Annotated in this window: 13 protein-coding genes and 4 tRNA genes; 8 read left to right on the top strand and 9 right to left on the bottom strand. The window is 69.1% G+C overall.

Annotated features, from left to right (window positions below):
- Positions 1 to 6: 6 nt before the first annotated feature.
- Both thrS and ABD798_RS32885 read right to left on the bottom strand, forming a co-directional pair.
- Positions 7 to 2,034 (bottom strand): threonine--tRNA ligase, encoded by a 2,028-nt coding sequence (gene thrS / locus ABD798_RS32890; protein ID WP_344883899.1) that lies wholly within the window; start codon positions 2,032 to 2,034, stop codon positions 7 to 9.
- A gap of 39 nt (positions 2,035 to 2,073) precedes the next feature.
- On the bottom strand, positions 2,074 to 2,607 hold the full coding sequence (locus ABD798_RS32885; protein WP_344883896.1) for a GNAT family N-acetyltransferase: 534 nt from the start codon (positions 2,605 to 2,607) through the stop codon (positions 2,074 to 2,076).
- Between the two features lie 191 nt (positions 2,608 to 2,798).
- Here ABD798_RS32885 and ABD798_RS32880 point away from each other — a divergent pair, with 191 nt between their 5' ends.
- Entirely contained in the window at positions 2,799 to 3,086 is a 288-nt protein-coding gene (locus ABD798_RS32880) for a DUF6355 family natural product biosynthesis protein (RefSeq protein WP_344883893.1), read from the top strand.
- Positions 3,087 to 3,152: 66 nt separating this feature from the next.
- Here ABD798_RS32880 and ABD798_RS32875 read toward each other — a convergent pair whose 3' ends face one another.
- Positions 3,153 to 4,769 carry an alpha/beta hydrolase gene (locus ABD798_RS32875; protein WP_344883890.1) on the bottom strand — a complete coding sequence of 539 codons (1,617 nt, stop codon included), beginning with the start codon at positions 4,767 to 4,769 and terminating at the stop codon, positions 3,153 to 3,155.
- 172 nt (positions 4,770 to 4,941) lie between these two features.
- Between ABD798_RS32875 and ABD798_RS32870 the strand changes: the two genes are divergently transcribed.
- Positions 4,942 to 5,289 (top strand): GatB/YqeY domain-containing protein, encoded by a 348-nt coding sequence (locus ABD798_RS32870; RefSeq protein WP_344883887.1) that lies wholly within the window; start codon positions 4,942 to 4,944, stop codon positions 5,287 to 5,289.
- A 265-nt stretch (positions 5,290 to 5,554) separates the two neighbouring features.
- On the opposite strand, the gene ABD798_RS32865 is transcribed toward ABD798_RS32870, so the two are convergent.
- Both ABD798_RS32865 and ABD798_RS32860 read right to left on the bottom strand, forming a co-directional pair.
- Positions 5,555 to 5,791, bottom strand: a complete 237-nt coding sequence (locus ABD798_RS32865) for a hypothetical protein (RefSeq protein WP_344883884.1) — start codon at positions 5,789 to 5,791, stop codon at positions 5,555 to 5,557.
- Positions 5,792 to 6,120: 329 nt separating this feature from the next.
- Complete coding sequence (locus ABD798_RS32860; RefSeq protein WP_344883881.1) at positions 6,121 to 6,606, bottom strand: MarR family winged helix-turn-helix transcriptional regulator; 486 nt, start codon at positions 6,604 to 6,606, stop codon at positions 6,121 to 6,123.
- A 61-nt stretch (positions 6,607 to 6,667) separates the two neighbouring features.
- Between ABD798_RS32860 and ABD798_RS32855 the strand changes: the two genes are divergently transcribed.
- The 3 genes from ABD798_RS32855 to ABD798_RS32845 all read left to right on the top strand — a co-directional run bounded on the left by ABD798_RS32855 (position 6,668) and on the right by ABD798_RS32845 (position 9,464).
- On the top strand, positions 6,668 to 7,942 hold the full coding sequence (locus ABD798_RS32855) for an FAD-dependent oxidoreductase (RefSeq protein ID WP_344883879.1): 1,275 nt from the start codon (positions 6,668 to 6,670) through the stop codon (positions 7,940 to 7,942).
- A 145-nt stretch (positions 7,943 to 8,087) separates the two neighbouring features.
- The gene (locus ABD798_RS32850) at positions 8,088 to 8,408 is read left to right on the top strand and encodes a hypothetical protein (RefSeq protein WP_344883876.1); all 321 of its coding nucleotides are present in this window, start codon (positions 8,088 to 8,090) and stop codon (positions 8,406 to 8,408) included.
- A 42-nt stretch (positions 8,409 to 8,450) separates the two neighbouring features.
- Positions 8,451 to 9,464: an ATP-grasp domain-containing protein gene (locus ABD798_RS32845; RefSeq protein ID WP_344883873.1), complete on the top strand. Its 1,014-nt coding sequence runs from the start codon at positions 8,451 to 8,453 to the stop codon at positions 9,462 to 9,464.
- Positions 9,465 to 9,477: 13 nt separating this feature from the next.
- Here the strand turns inward: ABD798_RS32845 and ABD798_RS32840 are convergent, their stop codons facing one another.
- The 4 genes from ABD798_RS32840 to ABD798_RS32825 all read right to left on the bottom strand — a co-directional run bounded on the left by ABD798_RS32840 (position 9,478) and on the right by ABD798_RS32825 (position 13,796).
- Complete coding sequence (locus ABD798_RS32840) at positions 9,478 to 11,556, bottom strand: PAS domain-containing protein (protein WP_344883870.1); 2,079 nt, start codon at positions 11,554 to 11,556, stop codon at positions 9,478 to 9,480.
- 76 nt (positions 11,557 to 11,632) lie between these two features.
- Positions 11,633 to 12,841: a PucR family transcriptional regulator gene (locus tag ABD798_RS32835; RefSeq protein ID WP_344883868.1), complete on the bottom strand. Its 1,209-nt coding sequence runs from the start codon at positions 12,839 to 12,841 to the stop codon at positions 11,633 to 11,635.
- Between the two features lie 719 nt (positions 12,842 to 13,560).
- Positions 13,561 to 13,635, bottom strand: a tRNA-Val gene (locus tag ABD798_RS32830).
- Positions 13,636 to 13,721: 86 nt separating this feature from the next.
- Positions 13,722 to 13,796 (bottom strand) — tRNA-Val (locus tag ABD798_RS32825).
- A gap of 542 nt (positions 13,797 to 14,338) precedes the next feature.
- Between ABD798_RS32825 and ABD798_RS32820 the strand changes: the two genes are divergently transcribed.
- The 3 genes from ABD798_RS32820 to ABD798_RS32810 all read left to right on the top strand — a co-directional run bounded on the left by ABD798_RS32820 (position 14,339) and on the right by ABD798_RS32810 (position 15,121).
- Positions 14,339 to 14,764 (top strand): SsgA family sporulation/cell division regulator, encoded by a 426-nt coding sequence (locus ABD798_RS32820; RefSeq protein ID WP_030430167.1) that lies wholly within the window; start codon positions 14,339 to 14,341, stop codon positions 14,762 to 14,764.
- A gap of 156 nt (positions 14,765 to 14,920) precedes the next feature.
- A tRNA-Gly gene (locus tag ABD798_RS32815) sits at positions 14,921 to 14,992 on the top strand.
- Between the two features lie 57 nt (positions 14,993 to 15,049).
- A tRNA-Cys gene (locus tag ABD798_RS32810) sits at positions 15,050 to 15,121 on the top strand.
- The last annotated feature ends 1 nt before the right edge of the window (position 15,122 follow it).

The raw sequence follows: 15,122 nt of genomic DNA, 5'->3' as shown, positions 1-15,122 counted from the left end.
CCCGCCTCAGCCGAGCACCGCGGCGAAGGTCTCCGCGCTGGGCGAGGTGTTCTCCCTGCGCGTGATCCACTCCACCACCGCGCGCACCGCGTCCTGCACGGAGACGCCGTTGATCTGGCTGCCGTCGCGGAAGCGGAAGGACACCGAGTCCTCCTCCACGTCCTTGCCGCCCGCGAGCAGCATGAACGGCACCTTCTGCATGGTGTGGTTGCGGATCTTCTTCTGCATCCGCCCGTCCGACGCGTCGACCTCGACCCGGACACCCTTGCCGCGCAACGCGTCCGCGACCGACTCCAGGTGCGGCACGTGCTCGTCGGCGATCGGGATGCCGACCACCTGCACGGGCGAGAGCCACGCCGGGAACGCGCCCGCGTAGTGCTCGGTGAGCACGCCGAAGAAGCGCTCGATCGAGCCGAACAGCGCGCGGTGGATCATGATCGGCTGCTGCCGCGAGCCGTCGGGGGCGGTGTACTCCAGCTCGAAGCGCTTGGGCTGGTTGAAGTCCAGCTGGATGGTCGACATCTGCCAGGACCGACCGATGGCGTCCTTGGCCTGCACGGAGATCTTCGGCCCGTAGTAGGCGGCGCCGCCCGGGTCGGGCACGAGCTCCAGGCCGGAGTCCTCGGCGGCCTGGCGCAGCGTCTCGGTGGCGTCCTCCCACTCCTGCGGGTCGCCGATGAACTTCGGCGAGTCGTCGCGAGTGGACAGCTCCAGGTAGAAGTCGCTCAGGCCGTAGTCGGCGAGCAGGTCGAGCACGAACTTGAGCAGCGAGCGCAGTTCGCCCGGCATCTGCTCCTTGGTGCAGTAGATGTGCGAGTCGTCCATCGTCAGGCCGCGCACGCGGGTCAGGCCGTGCACCACACCGGACTTCTCGTAGCGGTAGACCGTCCCGAACTCGAACAGCCGCAGCGGCAGCTCGCGGTAGGACCGCCCGCGCGAGCGGAAGATCAGGTTGTGCATCGGGCAGTTCATGGCCTTGAGGAAGTAGTCCTCGCCCTCGAACTGGATGGGCGGGAACATCGTGTCCGCGTAGTACGGCAGGTGCCCGGAGGTGTGGAACAGCCCGCCCTTGGAGATGTGCGGGGTGTTGACGAACTCGTAGCCGGACTCCTCGTGCCGCGCCCGCGAGTAGTCCTCCAGCTCGCGGCGGACGACGCCGCCCTTGGGGTGGAAGACCGCAAGGCCCGAGCCCAGTTCGTCGGGGAAGCTGAACAGGTCCAGCTCCACGCCGAGCTTGCGGTGGTCGCGGCGCTCGGCCTCGGCCAGGCGCTCCAGGTACAGCTCCTGCGCCTCGGTGGTCTCCCACGCGGTGCCGTAGATCCGCTGGAGCTGCGGGTTCTTCTCGCTGCCGCGCCAGTACGCGGCGGCGCTGCGCATGAGCTTGAACGCCGGGATGTACTTGGTGGTCGGCACGTGCGGCCCGCGGCAGAGGTCGGCCCAGATCCGGTCGCCGGAGCGCGGGTCGAGGTTGTCGTAGATCGTCAGCTCACCGCCGCCGACCTCCATCACCTCGGAGGTGTCCACGTCCGACTTGATGTCGACCAGTTCGAGCTTGTACGGCTCCTCGGCCAGCTCGACCTTGGCCTCGTCGACGGAGTCGAAGCGGCGGCGGGAGAACCGCTGCGCGCCCTTGATGATCTGCTTCATGCGCTTCTCCAGCGCGGTCAGATCCTCGGGCGTGAACGGGGTGTCGACGTCGAAGTCGTAGTAGAAGCCGTCCTTGACCGGCGGGCCGATGCCCAGCTTGGCCTTGGGGAACAGCTCCTGCACCGCCTGGGCGAGCACGTGCGCGCACGAGTGCCGGATGACGCTGCGGCCGTCGTCGGAGTCGGCCGTGACCGGCTCGACCTCGGTGTCGGTCTCCGGTGCCCACGCCAGGTCGCGCAGCGCGCCGTCGGCGTCGCGGACCACGACGACCGCCTGCGGCCCCTTGTTGGACGCGCCGACCTCGCGGAGGGCCTGGCCGGCGGTAGTCCCCGCCGGGACCGTCACACGCGCGGGAAGCGAGACGACCGGTTGGGGCTGCTCGGACACGGGAACTCCTCAGAACGGCTAACGCTGGAAACCCAGATGTTATCCGCCGTGCCGAGGCAGCTGAGCCGTAGGTGCGAGTGCCGCCATCAGGTGCGCGTCGTGCCACTGCCCCTCCCAGCGCAGCGCGTGGCGCATCGTGCCCTCGATCTCGAAGCCGCACTTGCGGTAGCAGGCCAGCGCCCTCGGGTTGAAGTCGTAGACCTCCAGCTGCACCCGGTGCAGGCCGATCCGCTCGAAGGCGTAGGCGAGCACCAGCCTGGTCGCCTCGGTGCCGAGGCCCCTGCCGGTGGCGCCGCTGGTGAGCGCGATCCGGAAGCCCGCGGAGAGGTTGTCGAAGTCGATCTCGTTGAGCGCCAGGTCTCCGACGAAGCTCCCGGTGGCGCGGTCGATCACGGCGAGGTCGATGCGGTCGGTCTGCTCGGCCCTGCTCTCGCACCACCGCTGGAGGACCTCCAGGGTGAACTCGCGGTGGGTCCCGGTGAGCCTGCGGCCCTCGGGGTCCTTGGTGGCGGCGAAGGCGTCGTCGGCGTGTTCCGGTCCGAGCGGGACGAGCGCGACCCGCGATCCGAACAACGTTGGTCTGTCTGCTATCGCGGCACGGTCGATCACAGGAGCTGTGTGTAGAGCACCCGATCGCGCCGCCGCCACCGAATTTCCTCGCGCCACAGGCGAAACCCGCTCGCTTTCACGTACGCCCGAAGCGGTTGCCGACCCGCCGCACCGGGGTGATGGTCAAGACTCTTGATCACATGAAGGAGCCCCCTGTGCCACGTTTGACCACTGCCCTCGCGATCGGCGTCCTCGCCCTGGGCGGCGCCCTCGCGTCCGTCCCGGCGAACGCCTCCCCCGCCCAGCAGGAGTGCGGCGGCTACAAGAAGGACGGCGAGGTCCGGTACCGCCACTGCACGAGCGAGAACACGACGATCGAGGTCAGGGCCGTTTTCCAGGTCACAGGAGTGCACCTCTTCTGCGTGGGTCCGAACGAGGACAAGTACTTCGGCGACGCGGGCTTCGTGATCACCATGCCCGAGTACACCGGCAAGCTCTGCTGATCCGGCTCCGGACACCGCGCGGCCCCGCCGAGCTGGTGCTCGGCGGGGCCGTCTCGTGCGAGGAGATCAGGCTCCGGGCGGCGGCGGGAGCGGAGCGCCGGGAACGGTCATGTTCGGCGGCACGACGCCGTCGATCAGGTACTGGTTGATGACCTTGTCCAGGTCCGGGTTCCCGACAGCCGGGTTCGCGGCGTACAGGCCGTGGTCGCCCTCATCGGTGACGGTGATCATCCGGGAGCCCGCGAACGCCTTGTGCGCGCGCCGGGTGCCCTCGATGGCGGTCGCGGGGTCGTGCACGGACTGCACGATCAGCGTCGGCGGCAGGCCTCGGCCGTCGATCGTCGGCAGCGCCAGCGGCGGCTTGCGCCAGAAGATGCACGGCTGCACCATCCACTTCCCGCCGACCAGCGTCTGCTGCTTGTCGAGGTGCTCCTGCGACTGGCGCACCACGCTCGCGCGGTCACCCGGCCACGGGCCCTCGTTGCAGCGGACCGTCCAGAAGTTGGTCGGGTAGGAGTCGGGCGCGCCCGGCAGGCTGCCGTTGCCGGGCATGAGCCGGGTCTCCACGTCCTTAGTCTCCACGGCGGCCTTCACGCGCAGCGCCGCCTCGGCCTTCTCCTTCTCGGAGGTGCTCTGCTGGGTCAGCTTGCGGATGTCGACCAGCGTGGTGGCCGTGCCGTGGAACTGGCGCTTGCCGTAGATGCCCTCGGCCGCGATGGAGTCCAGGATGTTCGGGTTCACCGTGAAGCCGTTGTACTTCACCGGGCGCACGCCCAGCGCGGTGCGAACCGTCTCGAAGGTCTGGCGAGCGGCCTCGGCGGTCGTGCCGAAGCCGTAGACCTTGTCGTACTTGGCCATCCACGGCAGGAAGTCCTGCCGCCAGCGCCGCTCGAAGCCCAGCGGCTGCCACGCGAAGGCCCGCTCCCAGCTGGTGGTGAACTCCACCGGCGAGTCCAGCAGCACGCGCTTGACCCGGCTCGGGAACGCGGTCGCGTAGTGCGCGCCCATCCACGCGCCCGCCGAGTACCCGACCCAGTTGATCTTCTGGCGCTTGAGCAGCACGCGCAGCAGGTCGAGGTCGCGCACGGTCTGGGAGGTGTTCATCAGCGGGCCGAGGTCACCCGCGCGCTCCATGCAGAGCTGGGCCGCCTTGTCGGTGGCGTCCAGGATCGCTTCGAGGTTCTTCGCGTCGCGGTTGCGCGGGTCGAACTGCTCCGGCCCGTCGAGCGCGCCGCCACAGCTGATGCTCGTGCTGCGCCCGGTCCCGCGCGGGTCGAAGCCGACCACTTCCTGGTTGACCAGCAGCCGGTCCTGGAAGCGCAGGCGCGCCGGGTAGATCCGGCCCTCAGCGCCCGGGCCGCCCGGGTTGATCAGCACCGAGTCGGTGGCCTGGGCGGTCGCCGGGAGCCTGCTGATCGCGATCGTCAGGTCGCGCGTGTCGCTGAGGTTGTTCCAGTCGCGCGGGGTCAGGTGGGTCGCGCACTCCATGTGCTCGGAGCCGGGCGGCGGCGTGGTGCCCAGTTCCTCGACCGTGCAGCGGTGCCAGTCGAGCACCTGGTTGGTGTACTTGGCCGGGATTCCCGTGGAGTTGAGCGGATTCTCACTCGCCAGCGCCGGAGTGAACCCGGCGAGCAGTAAGGCGGCGACGGCCGGAACGGCCGCAACGCTTCGGATTCTCTTCACCTTGTGGAGCCCCCAAGATCGTGTCGCGCACTCCAGCGCGACTCCGGGGGTAGTTGGTATTGGTTCACTCTGAGCGGAGCAATCCGTTTCACACCAAGGCAAACTCCTCACGCACTGCCGTTGCGGAACATCTCGCCCCTCGCGCTTCGGCCGAATGGTGGAAGATCACCCCATGCGCGCCAGCCTACGAGCCTCCCTGACCGCCGCCCTCAAGGCCCGGGACCGCGTCGCCATCACCGCACTGCGCTCGGCCCTCGCCGCGATCGACAACGCCGAGGCCGTCCCCGCCGAGCGCTCGCCCACCACCGGCAGCGAGCACGTCGCAGGCGCCTCCGTCGGCGTGGGCGCGACCGAGGCCCAGCGCCGCGACCTCACCGAGGCCGACCTCCGCTCCATCGTCGAGAACGAGGTCCGCGAACGCACCGCCGCCGCTGCCGACTACTCCGCGCGCGGCCTCCACGACACCGCCACCCAACTCCGCGCCGAGGCCGAGGTCCTGCGCCACCACCTCGACGCGTAGTGCGCGATCAGCGTCCACGATGCCGCGTTCCGGCGAAGCATCACGTCGCCAGCGACGCCTCAGGCTCGTGCGAAGTGGCAGACAAGTGCAACTGAGCGTGGGCTTTGTTCGAAGCAGTCTGTTGCGCACAGCGAATCACACTCGGGTCGTTGGGGAAGCGCGCGCACTCACCAGTTCCACCAACGAAGGTCAGCGGCGACGGCTGCGCCCGAGAGCATGAGCGCAGCCGCGACGCGAAGCTCAGGGATTGTCGAGCGATGCCCGGTCAGCCCACTTGAGAGAGTCGGACAGCGTTGTACGGCAGGACGATGGACGTCGGCAGGCAGCTCGTGATGTTGGTGCGCCCCGAGATCCCGAAACCAGCGGGAACCGGAGTGTTGTGACAGGCGATGATGCCGTCGTGCGGCAGATTCGCGACGTAGGCGTTGTAGGGGTTCGACCCACAGGCACCCGTCGAGTAGTAGGCAGTGATGACGTGCCCACCCGGAACCGGGGTGCCCACGCACAGTCGACTCTCCCCAGCAGGAGCAGCTGACGCCGAAATGCTTCCAGTAGAGGCGCTGGCCACCAGCGCAAGGGCGACGACGCTTCCTCGAACAAAATTCGCGCACATGTCAAGTCCTCAATTTCGCAAGGTCATCATTTGACCAGTGGGGCGAACGCCGATTTACAGCGATCCGCACAACGGAGCCGATTTCACGCCCAGGCGGAACGTCCGGCAAAGATATTTTTGGGCGGCTCGCACACGAAAGCAACTGCACGTCCGCGCAATAAAGAAGCGCGAGCGTTGCGCAGTCGCGAACGACCGTCGCGACTGCGCCCGCCCCGCTCTCAGGCCGGGTTGTGCGGGGATGTGCGGGCGTAGTCGCGGATGCGTGCGGCGACGTCGGACAGGTACGCAGCGACCGTGTCGCGCTCTGCGGGACTCAGTGCCGCTGAGGCCGCGTCGATGGCCGTGATGAGCGGCTGGAGCGCACCCAGGAGGTCCCGGTGCGCCTTGCCGGTCGGAGTGAGGGCGTGCCTGCGCCTGTCGTGGGCGTCCGGCACGCGATCGACGTGTCCGCTGCGGACCAGCCGGTCGGTGACCGCGGTGGCCGAGGCGGTGGTGATGCCGAGTCGCCTGGACAGCTCGGCGGGGCCGACCGGGTGGCCCGCGCTGAACAGGTGGTCCAGCGCCGCCGCGTCGGTGGCGTTCACCCCGAGCCGTTTGGCCAGCGCCACCTGCGCCTCAGCCCCGGCGAGCAGGAGCTGCCGCACGGCGCCGCTCGTCTCGTGAGCGGCTCGTGGGGCGTTCGCGCTTGACGTGTCCGCACTCATGCCCGCATCCTACGACCAGCAAGTCACTAGATTATCTAGCTACTAGATTGGTTAGAGACCGATGGACGCGACGCCGAACACCGCCTCGCCCGAGCACACCGACGTCGCCGTCGTGGGCGCGGGCCCCGCCGGGATGCTGTTGGCCTACCTGCTCGCACGCGCGGGATCGCGCGTGACGTTGCTGGAGACCCACGGCGACTTCGAGCGGCGCTACCGCGGCGACACGCTCAGCCCCGCCACCCTCGATCTGCTCGATCGGCTCGGTCTGGCAGATCGCCTGCTCGCGACCGTGGCCCACACCCGTTCGACGTCCTTTCGCTGGCACACGGTCGAGCGCACCTACACCCTGACCGACTACACCACCGCCAGCCGCCGACATCCCTTCTACGCACTCATCCCGCAACCGGCCTTCCTCGGCTTCCTCGCCGAGGAAGCGGGCCAGTACCCCGGATTCGACCTGCGCATGAAGGCCCGAGCCTCGACCCTGATCCACGACTGCGATGGTCGGATCACCGGCCTGACCTACACCAGCGGCGCCACGACGCACACCCTCACCGCCGACCTGGTCGTCGCCGCGGACGGGCGCGCTTCGAAGATCCGCGCCCTGTCCGGCCTGCCCAGCACCGAACTCGGTGTGGGCAACGACCTGCTGTGGTTCGACCTCCCCCGTGACGGCGACACCGACCCCGCCCTGTCCGGGCTGGACATCTTCTGCTCGCCGGGACGGGTCCTGGCCGCGCTGAACCAGGGCCACCGCTGGCAGCTGGCCTTCACCATCCCCACCGGGAGCTACGCCCGCGCGCGCGAGGAGGGCGTCGAGCCGGTCCGCACCGAACTGCGCAGGCACCTGCCCTGGCTCGGCGACCGCATCGACGAGCTGACCTCCTTCTCCCAGCTGTCGCTGCTGACCGTGCGCATCACCCGACTGCCGAGGTGGACCCGGCCCGGGCTGCTGCTCATCGGAGACGCGGCGCACGTCATCTCCCCGGTCGGCGGCTCCGGCATCAACCACGCGCTCGCCGACGCCGTCGCGGCCGCCAACCACCTCGTGCCCGCACTCAGACAGCGCGAACCCACCGCCGTCGACACAGCGGCGAAGCGGGTGCAGCAGCACAGAAAACCGGTCGTGGACGCGGCGCAGCGCCAGCAGTCGCGCATCGAGATCGCGACGCAGCGCGCCATGCGTCGCGGCGAGCCCCGACCCGCGCTGCCGCTGCGGTTGCTGAGCCGCATCGGCGCGTTCGCTCGATGGAGCGGGCGCCGCACCAACACCAACGTCAAGACCCCGGCACCCGCACAGCACGTCCTCTCCCCCGTCACCGCCCCAGAACTGTGACGGCGGAAGACAACGACGTGGTGGCACCACTTCCCACCTGCGCAACGCCGACGCATCTTCCTTCTCAGATGAGAGCGACCGCAGTCCTTGCGAGAGAAGCAGAATCTGTACGGCACCCACTCGAATCGCAGAAGGGTTCTTCACGATGTCACGTCGTCGCACCGTCCACACCCTCGTGACCGCGGCGGTCTTCACTGCCATCGCCGCGAGTGCTCTCACAGGAACGGCCTCGGCGGAGCCGCAGATCGCCGCCACCGTGCGCACGTTCGACAGCTGGGCTCACGGGTTCGACACCATCGAGATCCGTGAACGGGCGGCTGAGCAGGCCCGGTACCTCATGCGCCGTTATGAGGCGAACGCGTCGGTGACGTGCGCCCCGACGAACTACGACACCAAGTACGCGCAGGCCGGGGGCGGCATGTGGCAGGTCTCCGTTCGGCTCACCGCGTGGTGCTCGCCCCGCTGATCGACCACGACCCGAGGGAGACGAACGAAGGGAAGTGGCTCTGTGAGTGGCCGAACCGTCATCGTGGTGACGTCGACGTGGGACCTGCACTCCGATGTCGTCATTTCGCGCTTGCGCGAGCGAGGTGCCGACGTCGTCCGGATCAACACCGAGGACGTGCCCCGCTCGACGGTCTTGGACGTCGCCTTCGGTGACGGCGAGCAGGGGGCCGAGGTCCTGCTGCGCCACGAGGATCGCGAGGTCGACCTCGCCCGGGTTCGTTCGGTGTGGACGCGTCCCGCCGGCGAGTGGACCTTCAGCGAGAACCTGCAACTCTGGGAGCGGGCCTTCGCGGCGGCGGAAGCGGCGCACGTGGTGAACCGGTTGTGGGAGTCGCTGGACTGCTTCTGGATGAGCCGTCCCAGCGCGATCGAGGCGGCGAGCTGGAAGGGGGAGCAGCTGCGACGCGCCCGGCGCATGGGCTTCGCCGTCCCCCGCACCACGATCACGACCGATCCCCTTGCCGTGCAACGGTTCCGCGCCGATTCTCGCGGGCCGATCGTCACGACCGCCCTTTCCGGCGCCACCCGCTCGACGGCGTCCGGTTGGGCGGACCCGATGCGCACCACGGCACTGGCCAACGGGACCGCGACGACCGTGACGGAGGACCTGTTGCGGCCGGACGACCGACGTCCGCCAGTGCCCTGCCTCCTCCAGGAAATCGTCGCCAAGCGCGCGGAGCTGAACGTGACGATCGTCGGCGACGAGGTGTTCGCGGCGGAGATCCACGTCGAGGAGAACCGGGCGGCAGCGGGTGGTTCTCCTCATGCTCTTCCGCAGGGACCCGACTGCTCCCCCGCGACTCTGCCTGAGTCGGTGCGGGCGCGGTGCCGGGACTTCGTGCACAGCTACGGGTTGACCTTCGGCGTCCTGGACCTGCTCGTCACCCCCTCCGGCGAGTACGTGTTCCTGGAGAACAACCCGGTCGGTCAGTTCCTGCACATTGAGGAGAGGGTCCCGGCGCTGGGCATCACCGACGCGGTCGTCGACTGCCTGGCGCGGAACTCCGGCGGCTGATCCGCACGTCCTGTCACAGTGGTGCGGCGCCGTGGTCCGAGCGCCACGGGTCGGTGACCGTGGGCGGCCAACTCCGCGGCTCCAGCACTCCCAGGTGGTAGGCGCGGGCCACCAGCGCCGCAGCGTTGTTGGTGGGACAACGGAGCCTGCGGGCCAGGGCCTTGAGGTGGTAGTCCACCCCGCGCCTGGTCATCCCGGTGCGCGCGGCGATGTCGAGGAGGGAGAGCCCTTCGGCGCGCAGGCACAGCACGGACGCCTCCGTGTCGTTGAGCGTGGAACCGTTGTGATGGCCAGGGTCCGCGGCTTTCGGCTGGACGAACTCCACCACGCGGTCCGCACCGTCCTCGGGGTCGGTGACCCGCACCGCCGTCACCGCGGCGATCACGGCCGTCGCGTCCGGTCTCAGGAACTTCTTGTCGTAGCGAGCCGCGTTCACCCGTCCCGACACGAGGTCGTGGTGCGCCGAGGACCACGGGCCTTTGCTGGTCAACCGCTGCGCGGTCATCGTGCGCAGTTCGGAAACCCTCGCTCCGACAAGCGCGCAGAACGCGGGATTGGCGTCCACGACACGACCGTCGGCCGACAGGACCAGCACGGGTATCGGCGCGTGCCCGAACAGCGCCTCGTGCCGGTTGCGCCACCGAGCGAGCACGGACCTCGTCCGCGCCAGCTCGCTGGTGTCGACCCAGATGCCCGCGACCCCGGTGGTGTTTCCGAACGGGACGGGGAAGCGGTAGCCGACCGCGTGCACCGACCCGGTCTCACCGGTGGTGCTGATGCGCCGCGGTGTCCCTGACGCGAGGGTGAGTTCGTCCTCTCGCCGCTGCGCCGCGGCGATCTCAGGTGCCTCCAGCTCTTCCGCCGACCTACCCAGCACGTCCTCGACCGAGAGCAGGCGGTGGTGTTCGACGTAGGCGCGGTTGGCCCACACGTACCGGCCCTGGGCGTCCTTCATGTACGCGGGTGAGGGGGCGTGCTGCATGAACGCTTCGAAACGGTCGTTGACCACCTGCGCGGCGTTGCGTGCGTTCTCCAGGTCGGTCACGTCCGCGTGGACCCCGCCGACCAGTGCTGAGGACTTTCCGAGGAGCGGGAAGACGAATCCCTGCTGGCACCGTCGTTGTCCGTCCACCGCCGTGTACTCGGCGCGGACCGCGACCGACTCGCCGCGATCGATCCGCTGACCGTGCTGCCGCTCGTCGAAGCCCGATCGCCAGCGCGCCGCGTCCGGCACGTCGGCGAGGTCGCCTCCGCCGAGGGTGCGCACGTGGGCGCCGTTGGCCCAGACGTAGCGCCCGTGCCGGTCCTTGATCCAGGCGTCGAAGGGGGCGTGGTCCATGAAGGCGGTGAACCTGCGCTCGGCGTCCTCCGCACGGCGCCGCTCGGCCTCCCGCTCACTGACGTCCAGCGCGAGGTGCCCGACGAGCGGGTCGCCTCCCGGTCCGCTCAGCGGGAACCTGACCTCGTCGGTCTCCCGCGTCGAGCCGTCCGGGTGCCGCCAGCGCCCGGAGCTGGCCACCGGGCGGTTCGAGGCCAGCACGCGCGCGTCCAACCGGGCACTGTGCCCGGCATCGGCGTCCGGGCGCAGCTCGGCCTCCGACCGTCCGATGAGCGAGGCCATGTCGTGCCCGGTGGCGGTCTGGTACTCGCGGGAGGCCCAGATCGCCCGTCCGAGACGGTCGCGCACCGCGACGAGGGCGGGCAGGTGGTGCAGGACGTCGGCGAGCCAGGTGGAGGAGTCGGTGTCGGCGAAGGAGCCCGCGTAGCCGGCGTTCAGCGGCAGCAGCACCCCGACGGCCGCATCCACGCGCTCACCCGAGCGCACCGGCCACAGCGAGTACAGGTGAGGGCCTGCAGGCAGGTCGACCCGCCACTGGACTTCCTCACCGGCCAGGGCCTTGCGGTGGGCGCGCCACGAGGTCAGCCGCCCGGGCTCGGCGAGTTCGGCGGGCTCGGGTCCCAGGAAGGCGGCCAAGGGGGTTCCGAGACCGGGGCGGCGGGTGCCGGGCCAGTCGAAGATCGCGCCCACGGCGGCGAGGAAGCGCAGATCGGCGTCCACCGCCCACAGACCCACCGGCACGGCGTCGAACACCCGATGGTCCCTGTCGCCCTCGCGGGGCGAATCCGGCTCCACGGACAAGGTCGTTCCCTTCGCGCGAACACGTCATTCACGTTCGGAAAGCGTTGCGCGTGGCCCCGGCGCGGGACACCAGGGACGCGGTGAGGGCGGTGCTCAGCACGACGATCCCCCGCGTGCTGGTCGGATCGAGCGCTGTCAGCTGGCGCACCCTGTCCATCCGGTAGTTGAGCGTACGGCGGGCGATGAAGAGCTCCGCAGCCGTTCTCGTGCGGTCGAGATCGTTTCTGTAGAAGGCGATCAGAGTCTCCACGAGCTCCGGGTGCTCAGCGAGCGGAAGCAGCACGCGGCCGAGGCGGGCGGAGGTGTGGCGCGAGTTGAGCACACCTTCGAGGACCAGCACGTCCTCGACGGTGAAGTAACGCCTCGTGCTCAACGCGTCGCCGCGCGCCAGCCGTGCCGTTCGCGTCGCCTCGGCGAACGCTCGCGGCACGTCGCCCGCCCCTTCGGCGACGGCGACGCTGATCCCGTGCTTCGGAGCTGCCGGTCCCCATTCCCGCACGACTTCGTCCAGGTTGCGCAACGCGGTCGTCGTGTCGTCGTCAACCAGCGGCAACAGGAGCACCCGGTAGCCGAGGCGCCGGGTCGTCATGCAGCCGTGCGGCAGCGGCTGAGGAGGCCACAGCGCGCTGTCGTCTCCACCCACGACGCACACCGCGTAGGGACCGGGAGCGGCCTGCCCCAGGGAACCTGTGATCGTGTCGACCTCGCTGCCGGACAGCAGTGCGTCCGCGAGCAGGCGGTGGCGCATCGCCGAGCGCTGCGCGGGATCGACGCGCGAGGCGTAGGTGCGCACGGCCAGGTCGAACAGCGGCGTCGAGTGCTCGGCCATCCACCGTGAGAGCGCGGTCATCTGGACGTGGTCCTCGGGTTGGGAGTGCGCCCAGTACTGGCTCGTCGTTGCCGCGAAGCACAAGCGACCGGCGGTCAGCACCTCTGTGAGGGGCATTCCGCTGTCGGCGAGCGCGGCGTAGAAGTCGCCGTAGCGCTCCAGGTCCGCAGGCTGGTAGGGCTGACGCTGGGCCGCCCTCAGCAACCGGGTCCTGCTGGCGAAGGTCAGCATGTCCCGGTAGGCGGAGTGCGAGATGACCGACTTCAAGTGGCGACGTCGCGCCTCAGCCGTGCTGCGCAGCAGGACGTCCTCGACGATCAGCGGAACTCTTGCCTGAAGGCGCGCGAACACCGCCCCTGACGGCTCGATCGTGTCGTCGTCCCCAGGACTGCCAGCGGTCGTCGACATCGTCATCGTTGAGCCTCGCTTCTGATCCGCTGGAGCCCGGTCGGCCGGTTTCCTCATCGGGAAGCCGGTGTGCGTACTGTTGCCGACCGATCCGGCTCGGGGCTCGTCTCGCCGAACGGGCTTGCTGTGCATCCGCACACCACATTCGTGCGCCGCCAACCATTCGTTCGTCAACCAGCACCCGCACGGCCCCGATCGCCCGCCGAAAGAGGGAAAGCGGAGATTCGGCTCTACTGCACGCAGTCCGTGGCGTTCGCCGATCTCGACGCGCACAGCGTGGATTCGGTCGTGTTCAACGGCAGAGATCTCGTTTGCCTGAGGTGCAGGACGGTTCCAGGCTCGACCTCGCACAAGTCAGGACCACGTCCAATGTCCGCAAGGTGCGTGGGGTGTTCCCATGCGCGACGAACGACTGCGGCCTTCGCCGTGTCACGGGTTCCGATGGAACGACACACCTCGGCTCTGCGCGCTCGGGTGGTACTGACCGTTTCTCGTCCAAGACGGCCATGCCCGTGCTGGCGCTCGGCAACCAACCGGGGACGGCACACCTCGGGACGCCGCCCACACCCCGATGCCGAACTGATCCGGCAGCTCGAGGACGTCATCGGTCACGACGATCTCGTTCGCGGTAGCTGACAGAACCCGCCTCGGCCGCCGCGGAGGGGGCGTCCGAACGGAGCAGGCCCCGCCCGTCGGAGTCGACGATCGGGGCCTGCGACTGGTGGGCGATACAGGGATTGAACCTGTGACCTCTTCCGTGTCAAGGAAGCGCTCTCCCACTGAGCTAATCGCCCTCGCGTGGCGCGTGGGTACCGCATGGGATCCAGCTGTCTGAGACAGAGGCCCCGAACGGGTGAACCGTCCGGAGCCTCTGGACTGCTGGTGGGCGATACAGGGATCGAACCTGTGACCTCTTCGGTGTGAACGAAGCGCTCTCCCGCTGAGCTAATCGCCCGGGAATTCAGTTGTGTTTGTGGCCCCGCTCTCGCGGTGCGAAGCAAACAGTACACAAGCCTGGCCCAAGAACAAAAACGGGGGTCCCCGCCCGCGTTCGCGGGCCCGCGGTCACTGTCGGCCACCGCCCGGCTACAGCCCGCCGCACCGCAGGTCATCGCCCTTTCGGGCGGTCGACAAGACCTTCGATGGACCTCACCCCTCCGGCGGGGTCCGCTGCCGGTTCTCCGGTGTTAGCGTGAGGCCGCCGCGCCGCCGGGGTACCCGATTGGTCACGCAACACGGGGAGCACCGGTACGCCAGCGGGGCCGTCCCCGGCCCGGTGCCACAGCGCCGGTCCGCGTCGACCCGGAGTTGGCCACGGCACCCCGGATGTGTCGGGCGATCGATTACGGAGCGCAGTCCAACGGTTGCCCACCGAAGAAGTTCTGCCCCGTACGGGTGATCTATGAACGACAAGTGAGCGCGAAGGGCCACATTCGCGTCACAACTATGTCGTTCCGTCGTTCACTTGAGCGGCAGACAGCACGAGAGGCGGCAACAATGCGTAACGACCACGTGACTCTGCGCTCCACGGCGGTCTTCGACCTCCTGGCGCCCCGCAGTCCGGCGGTCCCCGTCCAGGTCGAGCTCCGCTACGACACCCGCGACCCCTACGCCGTGGTGGCCGCGTTCCGCACCGGCCGCGCCGGCTGGGTCGAATGGGTCTTCGCCCGCGACCTGCTCGCCGACGGCCTGATCGCCGCCGCGGGCGAGGGCGACGTCCGGATCCGCCCGGCCGTCGACGACCCCGAGGTCGTGGTGATCGAACTCAGCTCCCCCTCCGGCCACGCCATGTTCGAGGCGGCCGCGCAGGAGCTGGCCGACTTCCTGGACCGGACCTACGACCTGATCGTCCCCGGCAACGAGAACCTGTGGGTCAGCGTCGACGACGCGCTCAGCCACCTGCAGTCCAACGATCTCAGCTGAGTCGGCGTTCTCGCAGGTCAACGGCAGCACAACGACAAAGGACCACCCCGATTTGATCCCGGCGGACGGTGTCGGATAGTGTTTCGCCATCGCCACGGCGACGGGAAACACAAGATCGAACCCAGTTCGAACACCGTCTCCCCAGCCGGGCAGCACGCGGATGTAGCGCAGTGGTAGCGCATCACCTTGCCAAGGTGAGGGTCGCGGGTTCGAATCCCGTCATCCGCTCGGAAGGCCCCTCGTCCGGGTCGACTGAATTCTCCGGGGTTTCGATCCCAGAGCATCGGCGGAGTGGCCGAGTGGCTTAGGCAAGGGCCTGCAAAGCCCTGTACGCGGGTTCGATTCCCGCCTCCGCCTC

Origin of the sequence: Allokutzneria multivorans (genome assembly GCF_039537405.1) — a bacterium.
Classification (GTDB): domain Bacteria; phylum Actinomycetota; class Actinomycetes; order Mycobacteriales; family Pseudonocardiaceae; genus Allokutzneria; species Allokutzneria multivorans.
This window is presented reverse-complemented; position numbering and strand designations above follow the sequence as displayed.